At 45.3% G+C, this 19457-nt stretch carries 13 protein-coding genes; 8 read left to right on the plus strand and 5 right to left on the minus strand.

Annotated elements, in window-relative coordinates:
* Positions 1 to 67: 67 nt before the first annotated feature.
* Positions 68 to 2614: an ATP-dependent Clp protease ATP-binding subunit gene (locus B5F71_RS07470; protein ID WP_087208845.1), complete on the minus strand. Its 2547-nt coding sequence runs from the start codon at positions 2612 to 2614 to the stop codon at positions 68 to 70.
* A 410-nt stretch (positions 2615 to 3024) separates the two neighbouring features.
* On the opposite strand from B5F71_RS07470, the gene gyrA reads away from it, so the two are divergent.
* On the plus strand, positions 3025 to 5565 hold the full coding sequence (gene gyrA, locus B5F71_RS07475; RefSeq protein WP_087208847.1) for a DNA gyrase subunit A: 2541 nt from the start codon (positions 3025 to 3027) through the stop codon (positions 5563 to 5565).
* A gap of 48 nt (positions 5566 to 5613) precedes the next feature.
* Entirely contained in the window at positions 5614 to 6831 is a 1218-nt protein-coding gene (locus tag B5F71_RS07480) for a tetratricopeptide repeat protein (RefSeq protein ID WP_022039975.1), read from the plus strand.
* A gap of 280 nt (positions 6832 to 7111) precedes the next feature.
* Here B5F71_RS07480 and B5F71_RS07485 read toward each other — a convergent pair whose 3' ends face one another.
* Entirely contained in the window at positions 7112 to 8299 is a 1188-nt protein-coding gene (locus tag B5F71_RS07485) for a DUF418 domain-containing protein (protein ID WP_022039976.1), read from the minus strand.
* Positions 8300 to 8556: 257 nt separating this feature from the next.
* Between B5F71_RS07485 and B5F71_RS07490 the strand changes: the two genes are divergently transcribed.
* Positions 8557 to 9237 carry a lipocalin family protein gene (locus B5F71_RS07490; RefSeq protein ID WP_087208849.1) on the plus strand — a complete coding sequence of 227 codons (681 nt, stop codon included), beginning with the start codon at positions 8557 to 8559 and terminating at the stop codon, positions 9235 to 9237.
* A 256-nt stretch (positions 9238 to 9493) separates the two neighbouring features.
* Complete coding sequence (gene nhaD, locus B5F71_RS07495) at positions 9494 to 10834, plus strand: sodium:proton antiporter NhaD (protein ID WP_087208850.1); 1341 nt, start codon at positions 9494 to 9496, stop codon at positions 10832 to 10834.
* Between the two features lie 413 nt (positions 10835 to 11247).
* Here nhaD and B5F71_RS07505 read toward each other — a convergent pair whose 3' ends face one another.
* The gene (locus tag B5F71_RS07505; protein ID WP_022039981.1) at positions 11248 to 12153 is read right to left on the minus strand and encodes a helix-turn-helix transcriptional regulator; all 906 of its coding nucleotides are present in this window, start codon (positions 12151 to 12153) and stop codon (positions 11248 to 11250) included.
* A gap of 240 nt (positions 12154 to 12393) precedes the next feature.
* Here B5F71_RS07505 and B5F71_RS07510 point away from each other — a divergent pair, with 240 nt between their 5' ends.
* From B5F71_RS07510 to B5F71_RS07520, 3 genes are all read left to right on the plus strand, one after another.
* On the plus strand, positions 12394 to 13296 hold the full coding sequence (locus B5F71_RS07510; protein ID WP_087208854.1) for an EFR1 family ferrodoxin: 903 nt from the start codon (positions 12394 to 12396) through the stop codon (positions 13294 to 13296).
* Positions 13297 to 13309: 13 nt separating this feature from the next.
* Positions 13310 to 14842, plus strand: a complete 1533-nt coding sequence (locus B5F71_RS07515; protein WP_087208856.1) for a 4Fe-4S binding protein — start codon at positions 13310 to 13312, stop codon at positions 14840 to 14842.
* 191 nt (positions 14843 to 15033) lie between these two features.
* A complete protein-coding gene (locus tag B5F71_RS07520; RefSeq protein WP_087208859.1) occupies positions 15034 to 16419 on the plus strand; it encodes an aldo/keto reductase in 1386 nt (461 codons plus the stop codon).
* A 318-nt stretch (positions 16420 to 16737) separates the two neighbouring features.
* Here B5F71_RS07520 and B5F71_RS07530 read toward each other — a convergent pair whose 3' ends face one another.
* Complete coding sequence (locus tag B5F71_RS07530; RefSeq protein WP_087208864.1) at positions 16738 to 17403, minus strand: hypothetical protein; 666 nt, start codon at positions 17401 to 17403, stop codon at positions 16738 to 16740.
* Between the two features lie 172 nt (positions 17404 to 17575).
* Here B5F71_RS07530 and B5F71_RS07535 point away from each other — a divergent pair, with 172 nt between their 5' ends.
* Positions 17576 to 18052: a hypothetical protein gene (locus B5F71_RS07535; protein WP_087208866.1), complete on the plus strand. Its 477-nt coding sequence runs from the start codon at positions 17576 to 17578 to the stop codon at positions 18050 to 18052.
* A gap of 212 nt (positions 18053 to 18264) precedes the next feature.
* Here the strand turns inward: B5F71_RS07535 and B5F71_RS07540 are convergent, their stop codons facing one another.
* Positions 18265 to 19401 carry an LptF/LptG family permease gene (locus B5F71_RS07540; RefSeq protein WP_087208882.1) on the minus strand — a complete coding sequence of 379 codons (1137 nt, stop codon included), beginning with the start codon at positions 19399 to 19401 and terminating at the stop codon, positions 18265 to 18267.
* Between the last annotated feature and the right edge of the window lie 56 nt (positions 19402 to 19457).

A 19457-nucleotide genomic window follows, 5' to 3' on the forward strand; every position in this document is an offset into this window, starting at 1 on the left:
ACAAAAAAAATGCCAGACGGCATCCGTCTGACATTTTGTCTGTATTCTTGTTTTCTTGCTCTGATGCTTATGGCCGGACAAGCTCGATTTTCAGTGCTTTATTATCAGCCTCTGTGCTTACCCGAATGGTATCCCCCGTCTGCGTTTCTTGGTTTAGCAGTAATTCGGCTATTCCATCTTCCAGGTTGTTTTGTATAGAACGCTTCAGCGGACGTGCTCCAAATTGAACGTCATATCCCTTTGATGCTACAAACCGTTTGGCATCGTCGGTGATTTCCAGCTTATATCCAAGGTTTTCCATTCGGCTATACAAACCTTTCAATTCGATGTCGATAATCTTCTGCAAAGCATTCAGGTCTAATTGGTCGAACATAATAATTTCATCTAACCTGTTAATGAATTCGGGGGCGAATGATTTGTTTAAGGCTTTGGTGATAACGCTGCGCGAATATTCTTTGTCATCCTGGTCATTGCGGGTCTGGGCTGCAAAACCAATGCCTTTGCCAAATTCCTTTAACTGCCGTGTGCCGATATTTGAGGTCATGATAAGAACCGTGTTTTTGAAATCAACAGTCCGGCCGTAGCTATCTGTCAGTCTTCCCTCATCCATTACTTGTAGCAGTAAATTGTATACATCAGGATGTGCCTTTTCTATCTCATCAAGCAAAACGATGGAATAGGGTTTACGGCGTACCTTTTCTGTCAGCTGTCCTCCTTCTTCATAACCGACATAGCCCGGAGGGGCTCCAACCAAACGTGATACTGTAAATTTCTCCATATATTCGCTCATGTCAATCCGGATGAGCGCATCAGCCGATCCGAACATTTCTTTTGCCAATTCTTTTGCCAGATGAGTCTTGCCCACGCCGGTCGGTCCTAGGAATAAGAAAGTACCGATTGGCTTGTTGGGGTCTTTCAGTCCCATGCGGCTACGTTGGATGGCTTTCACCAATGTTTCTACAGCTTTGTCTTGCGCAATGACCTTTGAAAGCAATTCATCTTTCATGCCTCTCAGCTTATTGCCTTCGGCATGTGCCATGCGTTGCACGGGGACACCCGACATCATAGAAACGACGTCTGCGATTTGTTTATCATCGACTTTCTCCCGGTTTTCACGTAAACTTTCTTCCCACCGCGCTTTCATTGTTTCCAGTTCTTCGGACAATGATTTTTCACGGTCACGAAAACTTGCAGCCAATTCAAAATCTTGCATTCGCACTGCTTCGGTTTTGTGCATCCGTGCTTCATCTATCATCTTCTCCTGATTCTCGATTTCTTTTGGTACCGTAATGTTGGTCAGATGTACACGCGATCCTGCTTCATCCAAGGCATCGATAGCCTTGTCCGGGAAGTTTCGGTCGGTAATGTAACGCTCTGTCAGTTTGACGCAGGCTTCCAATGCGGCTTCTGTATATGTTACGTTGTGATGCTCTTCGTATTTATCCTTAATATTACGCAGAATCTGAAGCGTCTCTTCAGGAGTGGTAGGCTCTACCAGCACTTTTTGGAAACGACGTTCTAAAGCACCGTCTTTTTCAATATTCTGCCGGTATTCATCCAGTGTCGTAGCTCCAATGCATTGAATCTCACCACGTGCCAACGCGGGTTTTAGCATATTGGCTGCATCCATTGATCCGGCTGCCGAACCGGCTCCCACGATGTTGTGTATTTCGTCTATAAACAAAATTACATTTGTGTTTTTTTTCAGTTCATTCAAAATAGCACGGATGCGTTCCTCGAATTGTCCGCGGTATTTTGTGCCTGCCACAATGGCAGTCATGTCAAGAGCCACGACCCGTTTCCCAAACAAGATGCGCGACACTTTTTTTTCTATGATGCGCAGGGCAAGCCCTTCTACAATGGCTGATTTGCCTACACCTGGTTCGCCTATTAAAATCGGATTGTTTTTCTTGCGTCTGCTCAGAATCTGTGCCAGTCGTTCGATTTCTTTTTCACGTCCAACGACGGGGTCCAGCTTTCCTTCTGCGGCCAGTTGAGTCATATCTGTGCCAAAAGAGTCCAGAACCGGTGTGTTATTGTCCGGTTTTTGCTGTCTGGTTTGTGTTGTCTTTTGAGAATCAGAAGGGTAAGATGCGCGTCCGCTATTAGAACTTTGGTGCCGGATGTTTTCATCTTCTTCGTCTTCTTCTTCTCCGAAGTCCAATCCGCTTTGCGGTTCAGTCTTTGGTACTAGTTTGTCTAGTATTTTCTGGTAAGTTACTTCGTTTTCTTCCAATGTCTGAGATGCTTTATTGTGGTCTTCTTTCATAATTGCCAGCAACATGTGTTCGGTATCGGCAATTTGGGATTTTAAAAAACGGGCTTCCAGTATGCTCATCTTTAATATCTTAGATGCCTGATTGTTGAACGTGATATTATCAGAGTAAGTATCTGACATATCCGAGTACATGCGCAATTCTTCTTCCAGTGTTTCTTTTACTTTCTGAAGGTTGACATATAAGCTTTCCAAGATGTGTACAGCTTTCCCTTCCCCTTCCCTTATCAGTCCTAGAAGCAGATGCTCGGGGGCGATGCAGGTATTTCTCAGTCTGTTGGCCTCTTCTTTGCTGTATTGGATAACGTCAGAAACCCGTTGTGTAAATTGGTTATTCATAAAGTCTCTTTTCCTCCCTTTCGGAATAGTTGTTAGTATATCATGTCTTTGCAAAGATAACATTATATTTATATATAATCTTGCTTTTCCTTGTTTATTTTACAAAATCTGTGCCACACTTGTGCTTATGCCTTGCAATTATGCAAGCACATACTTCCTTTGGCCATCTAATATATATTCTTCCGCTTGTGAAGCTGTTTTTGTGGCCGGACGGATATATCTTCGTGACAAACGTGTCAGATGATGAGTGCCGATGACGTTTTTTGTGCCATCCATTGCTTGTATAAGCGGTTTGTTTTCAATGCATTTTCTAAAACTTGACGATTTTGTTTTGCCAATTCAACAAAAAGTCGTAATTTAGCGTGATTTTTAACGGATGAAAAAGTAATATTAATTTTTAATTTGTTTCAATGCAAGAACAAGACAGAATCATAAAAATCAACATTGAGGAGGAAATGAAAAAGTCGTATATCGATTACTCTATGTCGGTAATCGTAGCGCGTGCCCTCCCTGATGTGAGAGATGGATTTAAGCCTGTTCATCGCCGTATCCTTTATGGAATGATGGAATTGGGCAATACATCAGACAAACCTTATAAAAAAGCTGCCAGAATCGTAGGTGAGGTGTTGGGTAAGTATCACCCACATGGCGATTCTTCCGTTTATGGTGCATTGGTGCGCATGGCTCAAGACTGGGCCATGCGTTATCCGCTGGTAGACGGACAGGGAAATTTCGGCTCTGTTGATGGTGATAGTCCTGCAGCCATGCGTTATACTGAAGCCCGCCTGAAAAAAATAGGGGAGGAGATGATGCAGGATTTGTATAAAGAAACTGTTGATTTCACCAATAACTTTGACGATACGTTACAAGAGCCTACCGTTATGCCTACACGTATTCCCAATTTGCTCGTAAATGGTGCATCGGGTATTGCCGTAGGTATGGCAACGAATATGCCGACTCATAACCTGTCGGAAGTGATCGATGCCTGTGTGGCATACATCGATGACAATGATATTGATGTCGACGGTCTGATGAAATACATTAAAGGGCCTGATTTCCCGACAGGAGGATATATATATGGTATAAGCGGTGTCCGTGAAGCGTATGAAACAGGTCGTGGACGGATTGTGATGCGTGCCAAGGCGGAAATAGAGTCACATCCGACGCACGATAAAATCGTTGTCAGAGAAATTCCGTACAATGTAAACAAGAAAGAGTTAATCGAAAAGATAGCCTCGCTGGTCAACGAGAAGAAACTGGACGGCATTTCTTATATTAATGATGAAACCGATCGCGAAGGAATGCGTATCGTGATTGATGTAAAACGTGATGCCAATGCAAATGTCGTTTTAAACAAATTGTTTAAAATGACCGATTTGCAAAGTTCGTTTAATGTAAACAACATTGCATTGGTACATGGCCGTCCCCGTTTGTTAAGTTTGAAGGATTTGATTCGTCTGTTTGTGGAGCATCGTCACGAAGTTGTCATCCGTCGGACCAGATTCGATTTGCGTAAAGCAAAAGAACGTGCGCATATCCTGGAAGGTCTTATCATCGCTTCCGATAATATAGATGAGGTGATTCGTATCATTCGTGCTGCTAAAACTCCCAATGAAGCTATAACCAATCTGATGGACCGTTTCCAGTTGAGTGAAGTGCAAGCACGTGCCATTGTGGAAATGCGTCTTCGTCAATTGACCGGATTGCTTCAGGAACAGCTGCACGCCGAATATGAAGAACTGATGAAGCAGATCGCTTATTTCGAGGAAATCCTGTCGAATGATGAGTTATGCAAGAAAGTCATCAAGGACGAACTGATTGAGGTGAAAGAAAAATATGGGGATAAGCGCCGTTCGGAAATTGTCTATTCGTCTGAAGAATTCAATCCGGAAGATTTTTATGCCGATGATGAAGTGGTAATTACAATTTCACACATGGGATATATCAAACGTACACCGCTCGCCGACTTCCGCACGCAACATCGTGGAGGAGTAGGAGCAAAAGGAAGCGAGACACGTGATGAAGACTTTATCGAACATATTTATCCGGCCACGATGCACAATACTTTGTTGTTCTTTACTCAAAAAGGAAAGTGCTATTGGCTGAAGGCATACGAAATTCCCGAAGGCAACAAAACTTCAAAAGGGCGTGCTATTCAGAATTTGTTGAATATTGATTCGGATGATACGGTTACCGCATATTTGCGTGTGAAAAATTTAAACGACACCGAATTTGTCAACAGTCATTACGTATTGTTCTGCACCAAGAAGGGAGTCATCAAGAAAACATTGCTCGAACAATATTCGCGTCCGCGGCAAAACGGTGTGAATGCTATCACCATCCGTGAAGACGACCGCGTTATCGAAGTGCGTATGACCAACGGAAGCAATGAAGTCGTCATAGCCAACCGTAACGGACGTGCCATCCGGTTTAATGAAACAGCTGTACGTGAGATGGGACGTACTGCTACAGGTGTGAGAGGCATTACCCTTGACGAGGACGGACAAGATGAAGTAGCAGGAATGATTTGTATCAAAGACCCGCAGAAAGAAACGATAATGGTCATTTCTGAGCATGGATATGGCAAGCGTTCCGACATTGAAGATTATCGTAAGACCAATCGTGGCGGAAAAGGTGTAAAGACTTTGAATATTACCGAAAAAACCGGTAAATTAGTGGCCATAAAATCTGTGACTGATGAAAATGACTTGATGATTATCAATAAGTCAGGTATTACGATTCGGTTGAGAGTGGCAGATGTACGAATCATGGGCCGTGCTACACAAGGAGTCCGTTTAATCGATTTAGGTAAACGTAATGACAGCATCGGTTCGGTTTGCAAGGTCAATTCAGAAGCTGATTCTGCCGCTGATGCAGAAGAGGCGTTGAACGAGCCACTGGATAATGAAGAGGGAAATGCTTCTTCAAGCGATAACCCGACAGAAGAATAAAGAACACGTAAATAAACAATAGTTTGTATTATCTAAATTTTTAAAATTATGAAAAAAGTTTTATTGACTACCGCTCTCTTCTTCACCGTATGTGCTGTGTCGGCACAAGAAAGTGTTGTGAAAGAAGCAAAATCAGCAAAAAGCGATCCTGTTAAGGCGGCTCAAATTATTGAACCTGCTTTGGTTGATCCTTCTACTGCCAATGATCCTGAAACGTGGAAACTGGCTGGTGATTTCCAAAAAGCCATCTATGATGATGAGAACATGAAGCTGTATCTTCCCGGCGGACAGGCAGACACTGCCAAATTGTATAACAGTCTGGCGAAAATGTTTGAATATTACACCAAGTGCGATGAGGTAGAACAGGCTAAAGTGCAAAGTGGTGAATTGAAAAAACCGAAACTGAGAAAAAAACTTGCCAAAACATTGGCAGCCGTACGCCCGAATCTGACAAATGGTGGTTCTGAGGCTTACAATAGCGGAAACTATGCAGATGCACTGAAGTATTTTGGTCTGTATGTAGACGCTTCGCAAAATCCGATGTTTGCTGAAGAAGAAGCAGTGAAGAACGACACGTTGAACCCGTTAATCGCCTGCTACGCAGCATTGGCGGCCAATTCATTGGATGACAAAGCTGCTGTTATCAAATATGCTACTATCGGTAAGACGCATAAGGAAGAAGGCTATCGCGCGTTGATGTGTTTAGCCGAAGCTTATGGAAAAGGTGAACAGACAGATTCGGTAAAATGGCTGGAAGTTATTAAAGAAGGATCTGAAAAATTCCCGACTCAGGAATATTTTATCGGTAACTTAATGGACTATTATATCCAAAAAGGGCAAGTTGATACAGCGCTGAGTGAAATTGATGCTATTCTGGCAAAAAATGAAACTCCGTACTTTTTGTATGTAAAAGGTGTCCTGCAATATGAAAAGAAGGATTATGATAATGCCATCGCAACCTTTAATTCACTTATTGCTAAAAATGATGGTTTTGTAGGGGAAGCATATTCACAGATTGGTAATTGTTATTTTTTCCCGGCTCAAGAGTTGGTAGAAGAAAATAGTAAAATATCAATGGATGATCCTAAATATGCCGCAAACGAGGCAAAAATTAAGGAATTGTATGAAAAGGCTGTTCCTAATTACGAAAAGGCAAAAGAACTGAAACCGGACAACAAACAACTTTGGGGACAATTTTTGTTAAATATCTATTGGAAACTGAACAAGGCTGAATACGATGCTTTGGAAAAAGAGTTAGCTCAATAATTACACAACAACATATAGGCAATCGGGTAGGAAGAAAACGAAGTCGTTTTCTTCCTACTTTCATATTCTAGACTTTCATTGTTTATTATATTCCGATTCTTTTACTTTGTTAGAAGCTGTTTAAATTTATCGTGTGCTGATTCTATTAAAAAATGTCACCCAAAATGCCCATTCCCATGGGAAATGAGCATCTTGGGTGATAAAATGAAAGTTGACTTTTGTTTTGGCGCACCTTTCGTTAGTGTATATTTCTCTCTTTTACGTTCGGGGTATAAGTGGATTATTTGCGTTTGGCATGTATCCATGTCAGTTTATGCCAAATGGTCTCTAGAGGTCCTCGTTTGAAGTGTCGGAACCACCAGTGTGCAAAGAGTAGCTGGAGTAAGAAAAACACAATACCGATGAGCAGACTGTATGTGGTTCCACAATAACGGTGTAGCCCCAGTCCGTAGCCGTAATAAAGAAAACTTCCGATGAGAGATTGTGAGATATAGTCGGTCAAACTCATTTTGCCGTAGGGTACAAGCAGTTGTTGTACTTTCCCTTTGTTTGTCCAGTACAGGAGTAGGAATGCACTGACCATCACCAACATGCATGCCAAGTTATACCACGAATTCCAGATGGTTTCCATTGATGCTTTCATGAAGGGGTTCGCTATTTGGGAATAGATGAAGTCTTTTAGGTAGTAAAGTACTACCGCACTAGGTAGTGCCGCAATGCCGACCCGTAGCCAAAAATGCATCACCTTTCCGTGTGTTTCGTCAGTAAGCCTGAACAGTCCTTTCCTTCCCAGCAGCATACCTGCCATGAAAAGCGATGCTGTCTGAAACACACGTCCGTAGCACCATGCCCAGTTCAGGCTGGCAAGTTGTCCAGTTACTAAATTTGCCTTTATCAGTTCCCAAAGTGATGACTCTTTCATTTGCGGATAAACTTCGGTCAGCGAGTAAATCATCTGTTGGGGGTTGGCATCAGGGAAGAAGCATGCATAGATAACTTTGCACCACTCCAGAGGTTGTAACATCAGGATACATGCTATCCATGCCACAGTTTTGTCGGAGAGGTGGCGTACTGGAACCAATACAAATCCAAGCAAGGCATAAAGCACCAGTATTTCACCGGGAAAGAAAGATGCGTTGATAAATCCGAAGCCAAGCAGTAGCAGTAGTCTCCACATATAGCGGTTTCGGAAGTCTTGCCCACGCTTTTCACAGTTGTGGCTCTGCAAGTAGAAAGTGAAGCCGAACAGCAGGGCAAAAATAGCATAGGCTTTTCCGGAAAAAAGAAAGAACAGCATGTCCCATAAATGCTTGTCGAGGCTGGCAAGCAGAGGGGAGGTTGCTTCCGGAAATGAATAATAATTGAAATGCTCGATGTTGTGCAGCAGGATGATTCCCATGACGGCAAATCCGCGCAGAGCGTCAATGGCCAAGATTCGTTCGTTGGAACGCAGAAGTTCGTTTCCCATATTATCAGTGTTTGGATGATTTTAGTAAATTAGATTAATATGGGTGCAAACTTACAAAAAACTTGTGAGATTACTCCGGAAAACATGCGCATTTATGTCATGTAAACAGGGAAAAAACACAACGTTTTGAAAAGATTCTTCTGAGGTATCTTCCTGGGAAAGTTTGCTGGAAGATTTAGCGATTCTTAAGGGAGGAACGTTGCGCTTCAGGTATATTTCGCTTATTTTTGTATGAATATTCTAATTTTAGAGAAACTATGAAACGAAACAATTGTTTATGGAGAGCGAGTTCCCTGGTGTGCTTGGCAGGGTTACTGGTGTCATGCGGCGATTTGCCCCAGATGGAAGGAACGTGGGTGGAACCTGTCCCTGGGATGGAAAACAGCGTACAGGGCTTCAAATTGGAAGAGGGTGGTAAGGCTTCTTCCGTTAATATGGCCACTTTACAGTATGAGTCGTGGAAACAGGAAGGTGATAAGCTTGTTCTTTCGGGAAAGAGTATCGGCAACGGTGTTACCATACCTTTTTCGGACACGCTTGAAATAGCAGGGCTGACACAAGACAGTCTGTTCTTAAAACGAGGGACACTTGTCATGAGGTATGTCCGAAACAATGGGCAAGGGGGCAGAAGCGTACCTATGGCAGAACTTACGCCGGCGAAGAAAACCAGTTTTCGTACTGTGGGCACTTTGGTGCTTGCTCATGAGACACGTTCGTTTACGCCGGACGGTGACACGGTTTCCTATTGGGTGATTGATAAGACTGGCGAATTGCTGGAAGCGTATGATAAACTGACAGGAGGAATTAAGAATGGGAAACCGGTGTATGCCGAACTGGAAGTGATTGATGCGGGAAAGTCGGATGAAGGCTTTGCCGCTTCCTATCCCAGTGTTTATCAGGTGGTGAAGATTGACAGCATGTCGCTGGAGGCACGGTGATGTGGCAGTGGCATCTGTAGCAGGTGGTCGGCATGCCTTCAAGCTTCGGGCATTTTGCAAAGACGTCTTCCGGAGTCAGACAGCTGTGCTGACTGCCTGTTGGAGAGTAAAAGCCTTATAGTCTAGAATGTCACAGGCTGTTAGGTAATTTGAAGAATAATTTGTACATTTGTGCTTGTGGAAATTATAGCGGCAGCGGCATTCGCCTGTCAGGCTCTTGCTGAAAAATAAATATTAATCTTAAAAATAACATTCAATGTCAACCTTAACTGTTACAATCATAATTGTATTTGTAATTGGATACTTATGTATCGCTTTGGAAACACTGACCAAAGTCAACAAGGCAGCTGTAGCCTTGCTGATGTTGGTTGTTTGTTGGACACTTTATATGTTCGATCCGGGCAATTTCCCGGCAGGTATCTTGCCCGATGCCGTGGCTGCAGCAGCAGGCTCGGTTATTGAAGGACATTTGGGAAGTACCGCCACTACCTTGTTCTTTCTGATGGGGGCAATGACCATCGTGGAGACCGTCGACCAGTATGGCGGCTTTAATTTTGTGCGCGACATGCTGAAGACAAAGAGCAAACGGGCGTTGTTGTGGCGCATTACCATTATGACTTTTTTCCTTTCGGCTATTCTGGATAATATGACTACTGCCATCGTGATGGTGATGATTCTCCGCAAGCTTATTGACGACCGCAGGGATCGTCTGATTTATGCTTCGCTCATTATCATTGCAGCCAATTCGGGTGGAGCCTTTTCGCCCATTGGCGATGTGACTACCATTATGCTTTGGAACAAAAGTCTGATTACAGCGGCAGGGGTCATTAAGGAATTGTTTGTCCCTTCGCTTGTCTCGATAGTCGTTCCAGCATACATCCTTTCATTTTCGCTTAAAGGGAACGTGTCGGCAGATACTGATGCAGGCACGGTTTCCATGGGCAGTGGACTGACCGGGTTTCAGCGTAAGGCGGTATTTTGGATTGGTGTGGGGGGACTGGTCTTTGTGCCCGTTTTCAAGTCGATTACCCATGTACCTCCTTTCGTAGGCATTCTGTTGGTGCTCGGCGCGTTGTGGGTGGTGACCGAATTGTTTTACCGCAGTCATCCAGAGCATGACGAGAGTACGCAGAAGCGCGTGTCGAATATTATCTCGCGCATCGACATGAGCACCATTCTCTTTTTCCTGGGCATTTTGATGGCGGTAGCATGTCTGCAGGAAATCGGTGTGCTGTCCATTGTGGGACAGGGATTGAATGAAACTTTTGATGGCAACCATTATCTCATCACCGGCATCATCGGTGTACTTTCCAGCATCGTTGATAATGTACCCCTTGTGGCAGGCTGTATGGGGATGTATCCGATGGCCGATGCTGGCGATATGGCGCAGGATGGTATTTTCTGGCAGCTTCTGGCATACTGTGCGGGCGTGGGTGGCTCGATGCTCATCATTGGTTCGGCTGCAGGAGTAGTGGTGATGGGACTGGAGAAAATCACTTTCGGTTGGTACATGAAGCGTATCACATGGATTGCTTTCATTGGTTACGTGGCAGGTATTCTGGTATATTGGATAGAGAAGGCTGTGCTCGGGCTTTGATACGGATTCATTTCCTTTCCATCGCTTTTTGCCGGTCTGTCAGAATGGCGTCCTTGTTTTCCATCGCCCATTCTATCAATGCATTGAGATGGGGCAGGAGTGACCTGCTCCGTCCGGTCAGTGCATATTCTCCCGTGGAGGTACTTCGGGATAAATAGTCCGCTTCAACTCCTTTTCTTTGAACGGCATTGACTCTGGTTAAATATATGGAGATGTCGGTAAAGGCAGTTAACTGCTTTGCCAGTCCCAGTACTAGTAGGACTGCAGTCCTACTAGTACTGGGACTGGGCAAGGACTGCAATGCATCTTGTCACGCAGTTGATGTATGTTGAAAAGAGGATTACTGGAAACCTCTGGATGGGCATTCGGATTTAGGTCAGGTTGTATGAAATAGGCTGGAGTTACAGCCGGATTCATCCTATCTTTCCTTGCATCCGATACTCATTCGGTGTACACCCAGCCACCTTTTTGAACAGCCGGCTCAGGTGATGCGGATATTGGAATCCCACTTCGTAGGCAATTTCGCTGACGGTCTTGTTCGTTTCCAGCAGGCGGTCTTTCACCCTGCTGATGACAGCGAGATGAATGTATTCGATAGCCGACTTGCCCGTCTGTTTCTTTACAAGGTCACCAAAGTAATTGGCGGAGAGGTGAAGCTGGTCGGCACACCAGGCAACGGACGGCAGCCCAAGTTCTTCCGGTTTAGTAGAGTCAAAGTAACTGCCCAGCAAGGCTTCGAAGCGGGTGAGGACATCCGAATTGATGGCTTCGCGGGTAGCAAACTGACGGTCATAGAACCGAAGGCAATGGTTGAGCAGGACTTCGATGTTGGAAACAATGATGCTCCTGCTGTGCTTGTCGATGACGTGCCGTAATTCTTCCTGTATCTCATTAAAACAGTTGAAAACAGTCTGCCGCTCACGCTCGGACATATGCAGGGCTTCGTTTGCCTCGTAAGAAAAAAATGTGTAATCTTTCATCTTATGAGCTAATGATGTTCCTCGGATAAGGTCGGGATGAAACAGTAGGGCATAACCTTGCGGATGTAGTGTTTCGCCGTTGTCGTTGATGCCACCCACCTGTCCGGGGGCGATAAACACCAGTGTACCTTCCTGATAGTCGTATTTGCTGCGTCCGTAGGTAATAGGTCCATGAATTTTCTCTTTCAAGAAAATGGCATAGAAGCCAAAGCATTTGCAACGATGCTTCAGTACTTCCACTTTCGAGAAATCGACGAAGCCCACCAGCGGGTTCAGTGTCTCCAGACCGAGAAACTTGTTGTAGTCATGTATCGTCTTCAAATCCAATATTTCACCCATACTTGTTCACACTTTAATTTGATTGCTCAAAAATACGGAAATCTTCTGAAAGACAGCATATCACGGAAGACCTTTCAGTAAAATGGGTATAAGATTCGGTGAAATGGGTTTACCGTTCCGTGTTCGAACAGGGACGTTCTGTAATATGTGTGCTATATTCTGTAATCTGTGTATGGTCAGGGCGGGGTATGTTCCGTACCTTTGCCATGTCTGAAAACCAATTAAAAACAAAAGCATACAATGGAAACAATCTCCCGTCGCTCCGCCCTCAAACGGATGGGGCTGCTCGTTGCAGGAGCCGCCTGTATGGGGCTGCCAGCCCTGACTGCGTGCGAAAACAAGACAAAGAAACGCATTATCCTCTATTTCACAGGGACAGGAAACTGCCTCTATGTAGCCCGCGAACTGGCAGACGAACACACCGAACTGCTCAGTATCCCACAACTGGTGAAGCAAGACCGCTATACGTTCGAGGCAGACGAAATCGGCATTGTCTATCCCGTCTACGGGCACATGCCGCCCAATATGGTGCGGGAGTTCATCAAAAAGGTACACTTGGAAGCCGGATACAAGTTTGCTATCCTGACCTACGGCAACCGCAAATGCAGTTCCGTCGAGATATGGGACGACGTTTCCCGAAAGGCTGGCTGTCCCTTCGACTACATCACCACGATGATTATGGTGGACAACTGGCTACCCAACTTCGATATGAACGAGCAAATCAAGATAGACAAGCACATCCCCGAAAACCTGGAACGCATCCGCACCGACCTGGCTGCACAGCGCCGTTGGCACGAACCGGTGACGGAACTGGAACGGCAACAGCATGCCGGATTCCTGCAGGCATCGGGCGTAAATCCGGAAACGGGTTTCCTGCTGCATAGCCAGGATGCCTTTACTATCACAGATGCTTGCATCGGCTGCGGAATCTGCACCGAGGTATGTCCGCGTGGCAATTACGAACTGACATCCACGGGCGTAAAGACGGAAGGCGCTTGTGAGTTCTGCTTTGCCTGCATCCACAACTGCCCGCAGAAAGCCATCCTCTTCAAGCAGATGAAGGAAGTGAATCCCAACGCCCGCTACCGCAACGAACATGTGTCGCTGTGGAGCATCAAGGAAGCAAACCATCCGAAACTATAAAAACAAAGACGATATGCTGAGAAAAATAAGACTGACACTTGCCATTTTGTTCTTTACGCTCATCACGCTGTTGTTTCTCGACTTCACGGGAACCATGCACGCCTGGTTCGGCTGGATGGCAAAAATACAATTCCTTCCTGCAGTGCTCGCCCTGAACGTGGGCGTCATCGTGCTGCTCATCGCCTTGACGCTTGTCCTTGGACGGGTGTACTGCTCGGTTATCTGCCCGTTAGGGGTATTTCAAGATGTCATTTCATGGATAAGCGGACGACGGAAAAAGAAAAAATACCGTTTCTCTTGGTCGCCTGCCAAATCGTGGTTGCGCTACAGCGTACTGGCATTGTTTATTCTTGCCCTGATTGCAGGGATAGGTTCGGTTGTCGCCTTGCTCGCACCCTACAGTTCATACGGAAGGATTGCAAGCAACCTGTTTGCACCTGTATACCGCTGGGGGAACAACCTGCTCGCCTACGTTGCCGAACGGGCGGACAGCTATGCCTTCTACGAAACGGACGTGTGGATGAAAAGCCTGCCGACATTTATCATTGCCGTGCTCACCTTTATTATAATAGGTGTATTGGCGTGGCGCAACGGACGGACCTACTGCAACACCATTTGTCCGGTGGGGACGATACTCGGCTTCCTTTCCCGCTTCTCGTTATTACGGATTACCATAGATACGGACAAATGCAACGCTTGCGGACTGTGTTCGCGAAAATGCAAGGCGGCGTGCATCAACGGAAAGGAACACACCGTGGATTACAGCCGTTGCGTGGCGTGCATGGATTGCATCGATACGTGCCGGCACGGAGCCATCAGCCTTAAGCTCCTCAGACCTCTCAAGCCTCTCCAAACCTCTCCCGAAGGGGAGGCTTCTAAAATAGAAACTCCAAGCTCCCCATCGGGGGGAGTTGAGGGGGCTTCCCGCCGCAGTTTTCTATCTGCCACAGCCGTGCTTGCCGTTACATCGGCAATCCATGCGCAGGAGAAGAAAGTAGACGGCGGACTGGCAGTCATCGAGGACAAGAAGGTACCCAAACGTGCCACACCGATTGTTCCGCCAGGAGCCTTGAGCGCACGCGACTTTGCCCGACATTGCACAGCTTGCCAACTTTGTGTGTCGGTATGTCCCAACGGAGTGCTCCGCCCCTCCACCGACCTGACGAGACTGATGCAGCCCGAAATGTCCTACGAGCGTGGCTATTGCCGTCCGGAATGTACCCGATGCAGCGAAGTCTGTCCCGCAGGAGCCATCCGTCCGATAACCGTTGCCGAAAAATCGTCCACGCGCATCGGTCACGCCGTATGGATAAAACAGAACTGTATTCCGCTGACCGATGGCGTAGATTGTGGCAACTGTGCCCGCCATTGCCCGTCGGGAGCCATACTGATGATTCCCTCGGACAGCAGTGACCCGGACTCCGTCAAGATTCCGGTCATCAATACCGAGCGGTGTATCGGTTGCGGCGCGTGTGAAAACCTGTGCCCTGCCCGACCGTTCAGTGCCATCTATGTGGAAGGACATACGATGCACAGCGAGCTATAAGAACATCCGGGGGCAGTTCTAATCCGTCAGGAGAAGCACTTTCCCCACCGGGGACAGCCCCAATCCGCCAGGAGAAGCACTTTCCCCGCCGGGGACAGCATCAATCCGTCAGGAGAAGCGCTGTCGACTCAGTCGTCAGTCCCAATCCGGCAGGATTAAGATTATCGTTGAATCAATAAACAAGAAATAAAATGAAACAGAAGAAAAATATCTCTCGCCGCGACTTCTTCAAGCTGGGTGCGGCAAGCGTGGCTGTCACGGGACTTTCGGCATGCGCCAACAGCGAAAAGAAAGCTGCCGCTGTAGCCGAACCCACGGGCGAAATGACGTACCGCACGAATCCTTCGACGGGCGACCGCGTGTCACTGCTCGGCTTTGGGATGATGCGCCTGCCCTCTGTGGGAGGTCGCAGCGCCCGTGAGGGGAATGAGGAGATAGACCAGGAGATGGTGAACGAACTGGTGGATTATGCCATCGCCCACGGCGTGAATTATTTCGATACGTCGCCCGCCTATTGCCGGGGCAAGTCGGAACACGCTACCGGTATCGCCCTAAGCCGTCACCCGCGCGACTCGTATTTCATCGCCACCAAGCTGTCGAACTTCGCGCCCTCCAGTTGGAGCCGGGAAGCATCCATCGCCATGTACCGCAACTCGATGAAGGAACTGCAGGTAGACTATCTGGACTACCTGCTGCTGCACGGCATCGGCATGGGTGACGGTATGGAAGAGTTCGAGAACCGTTACATGAAAAACGGCATCCTCGACTTCCTGCTGGAAGAGCGCAAGGCAGGACGCATCCGCAATCTTGGTTTTTCCTATCACGGCGATGTGCGGGTGTTCGACTACCTGCTCTCGCGGCACGATGAATACAAATGGGACTTTGTGCAGATTCAGTTGAATTATCTGGACTGGAAATACGCCAAGCAAATCAACCCGAGGAACACCGATGCCGAGTATCTGTACAACGAATTGGCGAAGCGGAACATTCCTGCCGTCGTTATGGAACCGCTGTTGGGCGGCCGTCTTTCCAATGTGCCCAGCACCATCTTTGCCCGCCTCAAGCAGCGCGAGCCTGAGAGGAGCGTGGCTTCGTGGGCGTTCCGTTTCGCCGGAAGCCTGCCTGGCGTCCACACCGTGCTGAGCGGCATGACACGCATGGAGCACTTGCAGGACAACCTGCGCACGTACTCTCCCTTGAAGCCGCTGACGGAAGACGATTTTGCGTTCCTGCAAGAAACCGCCACGCTGATGATGGGCTTCGACACCATTCCCTGCAACGACTGCAAATATTGTATGCCTTGCCCGTATGGGCTTGACATACCTGCCATCCTGCTCCATTACAACAAGTGCTTGAATGAGGGAAACATCCCGGAAAGCACACAGGATGCGAACTACCGGAGTGCCCGTCGCGCCTTCCTTGTCGGTTACGACCGCAGTGTCCCGAAGTTGCGGCAGGCAAGCCATTGCATCGGTTGCAACCAATGCAGCCCCCACTGTCCGCAACGCATCAACATCCCCGCCGAACTACGCCGGATAGATGCTTACGTAGAACGCTTGAAACAGGAAATAGACTGAGACGATGCGGCTTGTATCTTGGCTTATAGCTGTAGGCGGTGCTTGTATTATGAAAAGTATAGACATAATGTAAGTTCGATATAAATTCAAAACATAGTCGGTAGCCCGTCATTGGCAAAACACAAGTCAATGGTGGGCTTCTTTTCAAAGAAGCAGTATGCAGCTATGGCAGAAAGCGGGTTGGCAATAAAGTTATTGAAGAAGCGGTGTTTGGAATGCTCAGAAACTGTTTTGAATTTATTGCCCAAAGCACACACGAAACGAATACATCAAGTCCCAAAAACTTTTTGTATAGATTCAAAGCAGTTTCTCAAGGCACTATAAAATATGAATTTGCTTCAATTTGGATATTTTTTTATTATCCAGATTTAACTGAACTTGTTTCATAAACGTTTCTCTATTTCCCATTTTCTGATATAAATCACTTTTCCATTCTTTTATAGATTTCATAAACAGGTGATTAAATTCCTTTTCATTCCAATATTTCGTTTCCTTTTCTATTTCTGCTTTTACTGTATCAATTAAATTTGCTTCACCTGAATAGAAAGCCAAAGCTAATTTAAGTTCAAACAAGCGATGCCAGTCAATAGGATTATGCTTGGGTCTAAGAGTGGATGAAAAAGAATCAATTAACCGGAATATATCATTTACCCTTATGCTCTCTCGCAAAATGAGACCAAATTGTTGATTTGCGCATTCGGCAGCTGCCTTAAATAAGTACTTATGCAATTGATATTTAATAAAAAATTGTCTCCCATCTTTATCGAATAATTCTACAAAAAAGGCAGGAATACTGATTTTTCTTTTTTCTTGTACCCATAAAGGAAGAATTTCTAATATCAACCGATAGGTATCAGACATCACTTTATCTAATCTCAGCCCTATTAAAATTATATCTGCTTTTGCATATAAGGTTGAAGGCGTATATGGAGACAAAATGGGGTACTGTTTTTGCCAATCGTTTACAATGTTTTTAAATTCCATAAGATTTATAGTATTTAATTGTGGCCACTTCAATTCATTAACTAAAGTGGCACTATTTTACAAGCAAATATACTAATTATTATCAAATAAATATCTGACTGCAGACCATCTCTTATATATAATAAGAAAAAACGATTATATTTGTATATTGTTCTATTATAAATAACAAAGTATGGAAATAGTATTAGGAATAGTAACTTCTAGAGAACTTTCAAGTTTTAGCTTCTATACTGATGCTCTCTATGCATTTGAGAGCATACTATCAAAAGGGTTACTTGGGGTTAACTCTGATTTAGTGGAAACAATAAGTATAAGACTTATATGCTTGTCACCTAAGTTCAGTCAATTCTTTCAAGCACATCGTCCTAAATACTATGAGGATAAAACTTTGAAATTTAGGGGTTCTGTAACTCCTGAAGTAAGAATGTATAAATGCCTCACGGTAGATTTTGTGGTGGATTTCGAAGGTTATTTTAAGTTGACTACGAAAGAAGAATGTCTCAAATTTTTAGCCCTTTCATTTATAGAATTTTTAAAGGCCTTAAAATATCCGGGCAAATTGAAGAAATTTGAAAAAGAGAAACTGCTTCAGGCTGTAAAAGATATATTTATAGAGAATTCCATCATATCAGCACATGACGGCATATAGTTCATACAGTTTTACGGGAATAATTTTTTTAGCCTATTATGGATGCTGATTGCGTCATTAGAAAACATTGCATAACATATATTATTTCTTTTGTCTTCAGCCATGTATAGAGAGTTTTATGAATATCCACATTTTGCCTGATTTGTTCTTCAGGGCGTATGTATACGCTCCTGTATGGGCTATTTGTGAATATTCATATAACGTTTATCTCTTTATTTCGGTGCTTTGTGATACAAGTAGATAGCAATAAACAAGTATAAAATGTTCGGAATCCATACAGCAATGGCCGGTGGCATATTGCCATTGATGGCGAAGGTAGCTGATATGGTTTGGAACAAGATGTATGAGAAACTCAATGCCAGTCCGATACCTAAATGCAGTCCCATTCCGCCTTTCACCTTCCGCGAAGAAAGTGAAAGCCCGATGGCTGTTAGGATGAAGGCAGCGAACGACATAGCTATCCGTCGGTGGTATTCCACTTCGAATTCTTTGATGTTGGCAAATCCCCGTTGTTTCTGCTTCCGGATATATTCGCGCAGTTGTGGACTGGTCATTGTTTCTTGCTGGCCGCGTGTGATGAGGAAATCTTGCGGTTCCATTTTAATGATGGAGTCAAGACGTTCTCCCCGTGTGATAACTTCTTTCATTCCACGCATTTCCCTGATCATGTAGTCGCGGATGATCCATTTGTGGTACGATGCGGTATCGTATGTCACGCGGCGTGCTGTGAGGTGTGATACTAATTTGTGGTCTTCGAACTTGTCGAGCGAGAAGCGGTAGCCTGTTTTGTTGTAGTTTTCGTACCTTTCCATATAGGCTACCACTCCTGTGTCTACTTCCAGTTGGATATTTCGTGCATAATCTGCTGATTTTTTCTTCTTGTAGAGCTCTTCAAATCTCAGTCGTGTGACGCTCCCAGTAGGGATGACCTCTGTACCTAGCACAAAAGTGACAGCTGAAATGATAGCAGCCGAAATCATATAAGGTACCATCAGTCGCTTGAAGCTCATGCCGGTAGAAAACATCGCGATGATTTCCGAGTTCTCTGCTAGTTTTGAGGTGAAGAATATTACGGCAATGAAGACAAACAATGGGCTGAACAGGTTGGTATAATAGGGAATGAAGTTCAGGTAATAGTCAAAGACAATGGCTTTCAGCGGAGCCTTGTTGTTGATGAAACGGTCGATGTTTTCATTGACGTCGAACACTACTGCGATGGAAATAATCAAGGCAATGGCAAAGAAGTATGTTCCCAAGAATTTGACAATGATGTATCGGTCCAGACGTTTCAGCCATTTCTGCTGGAAGATACTTTTCAATCCAGTCGGAACAATGTTTTTTTTCGGCATTGTATGCGGCAGTCGTGTCCTTAATTTCAGTTTTTCGGTCAGTTTCATCGGTGTGT

It is taken from the genome of Bacteroides sp. An269 (genome assembly GCF_002159755.1).
Lineage (GTDB): Bacteria > Bacteroidota > Bacteroidia > Bacteroidales > Bacteroidaceae > Phocaeicola > Phocaeicola intestinalis.

What these genes read in the sequence shown, in the direction of transcription:
- gyrA (WP_087208847.1), top strand. Translation starts at nt 3,025, where the DNA reads ATGCAAGAACAAGACAGAATCATAAAAATCAACATTGAGGAGGAAATG.
- B5F71_RS07535 (WP_087208866.1), top strand. Translation starts at nt 17,576, where the DNA reads ATGGAAATAGTATTAGGAATAGTAACTTCTAGAGAACTTTCAAGTTTT.
- B5F71_RS07480 (WP_022039975.1), top strand. Translation starts at nt 5,614, where the DNA reads ATGAAAAAAGTTTTATTGACTACCGCTCTCTTCTTCACCGTATGTGCT.
- nhaD (WP_087208850.1), top strand. Translation starts at nt 9,494, where the DNA reads ATGTCAACCTTAACTGTTACAATCATAATTGTATTTGTAATTGGATAC.
- B5F71_RS07520 (WP_087208859.1), top strand. Translation starts at nt 15,034, where the DNA reads ATGAAACAGAAGAAAAATATCTCTCGCCGCGACTTCTTCAAGCTGGGT.
- B5F71_RS07505 (WP_022039981.1), bottom strand. Translation starts at nt 12,153, where the DNA reads ATGGGTGAAATATTGGATTTGAAGACGATACATGACTACAACAAGTTT.
- B5F71_RS07515 (WP_087208856.1), top strand. Translation starts at nt 13,310, where the DNA reads ATGCTGAGAAAAATAAGACTGACACTTGCCATTTTGTTCTTTACGCTC.
- B5F71_RS07490 (WP_087208849.1), top strand. Translation starts at nt 8,557, where the DNA reads ATGAAACGAAACAATTGTTTATGGAGAGCGAGTTCCCTGGTGTGCTTG.
- B5F71_RS07530 (WP_087208864.1), bottom strand. Translation starts at nt 17,403, where the DNA reads ATGGAATTTAAAAACATTGTAAACGATTGGCAAAAACAGTACCCCATT.
- B5F71_RS07470 (WP_087208845.1), bottom strand. Translation starts at nt 2,614, where the DNA reads ATGAATAACCAATTTACACAACGGGTTTCTGACGTTATCCAATACAGC.
- B5F71_RS07540 (WP_087208882.1), bottom strand. Translation starts at nt 19,401, where the DNA reads ATGCCGAAAAAAAACATTGTTCCGACTGGATTGAAAAGTATCTTCCAG.
- B5F71_RS07485 (WP_022039976.1), bottom strand. Translation starts at nt 8,299, where the DNA reads ATGGGAAACGAACTTCTGCGTTCCAACGAACGAATCTTGGCCATTGAC.
- B5F71_RS07510 (WP_087208854.1), top strand. Translation starts at nt 12,394, where the DNA reads ATGGAAACAATCTCCCGTCGCTCCGCCCTCAAACGGATGGGGCTGCTC.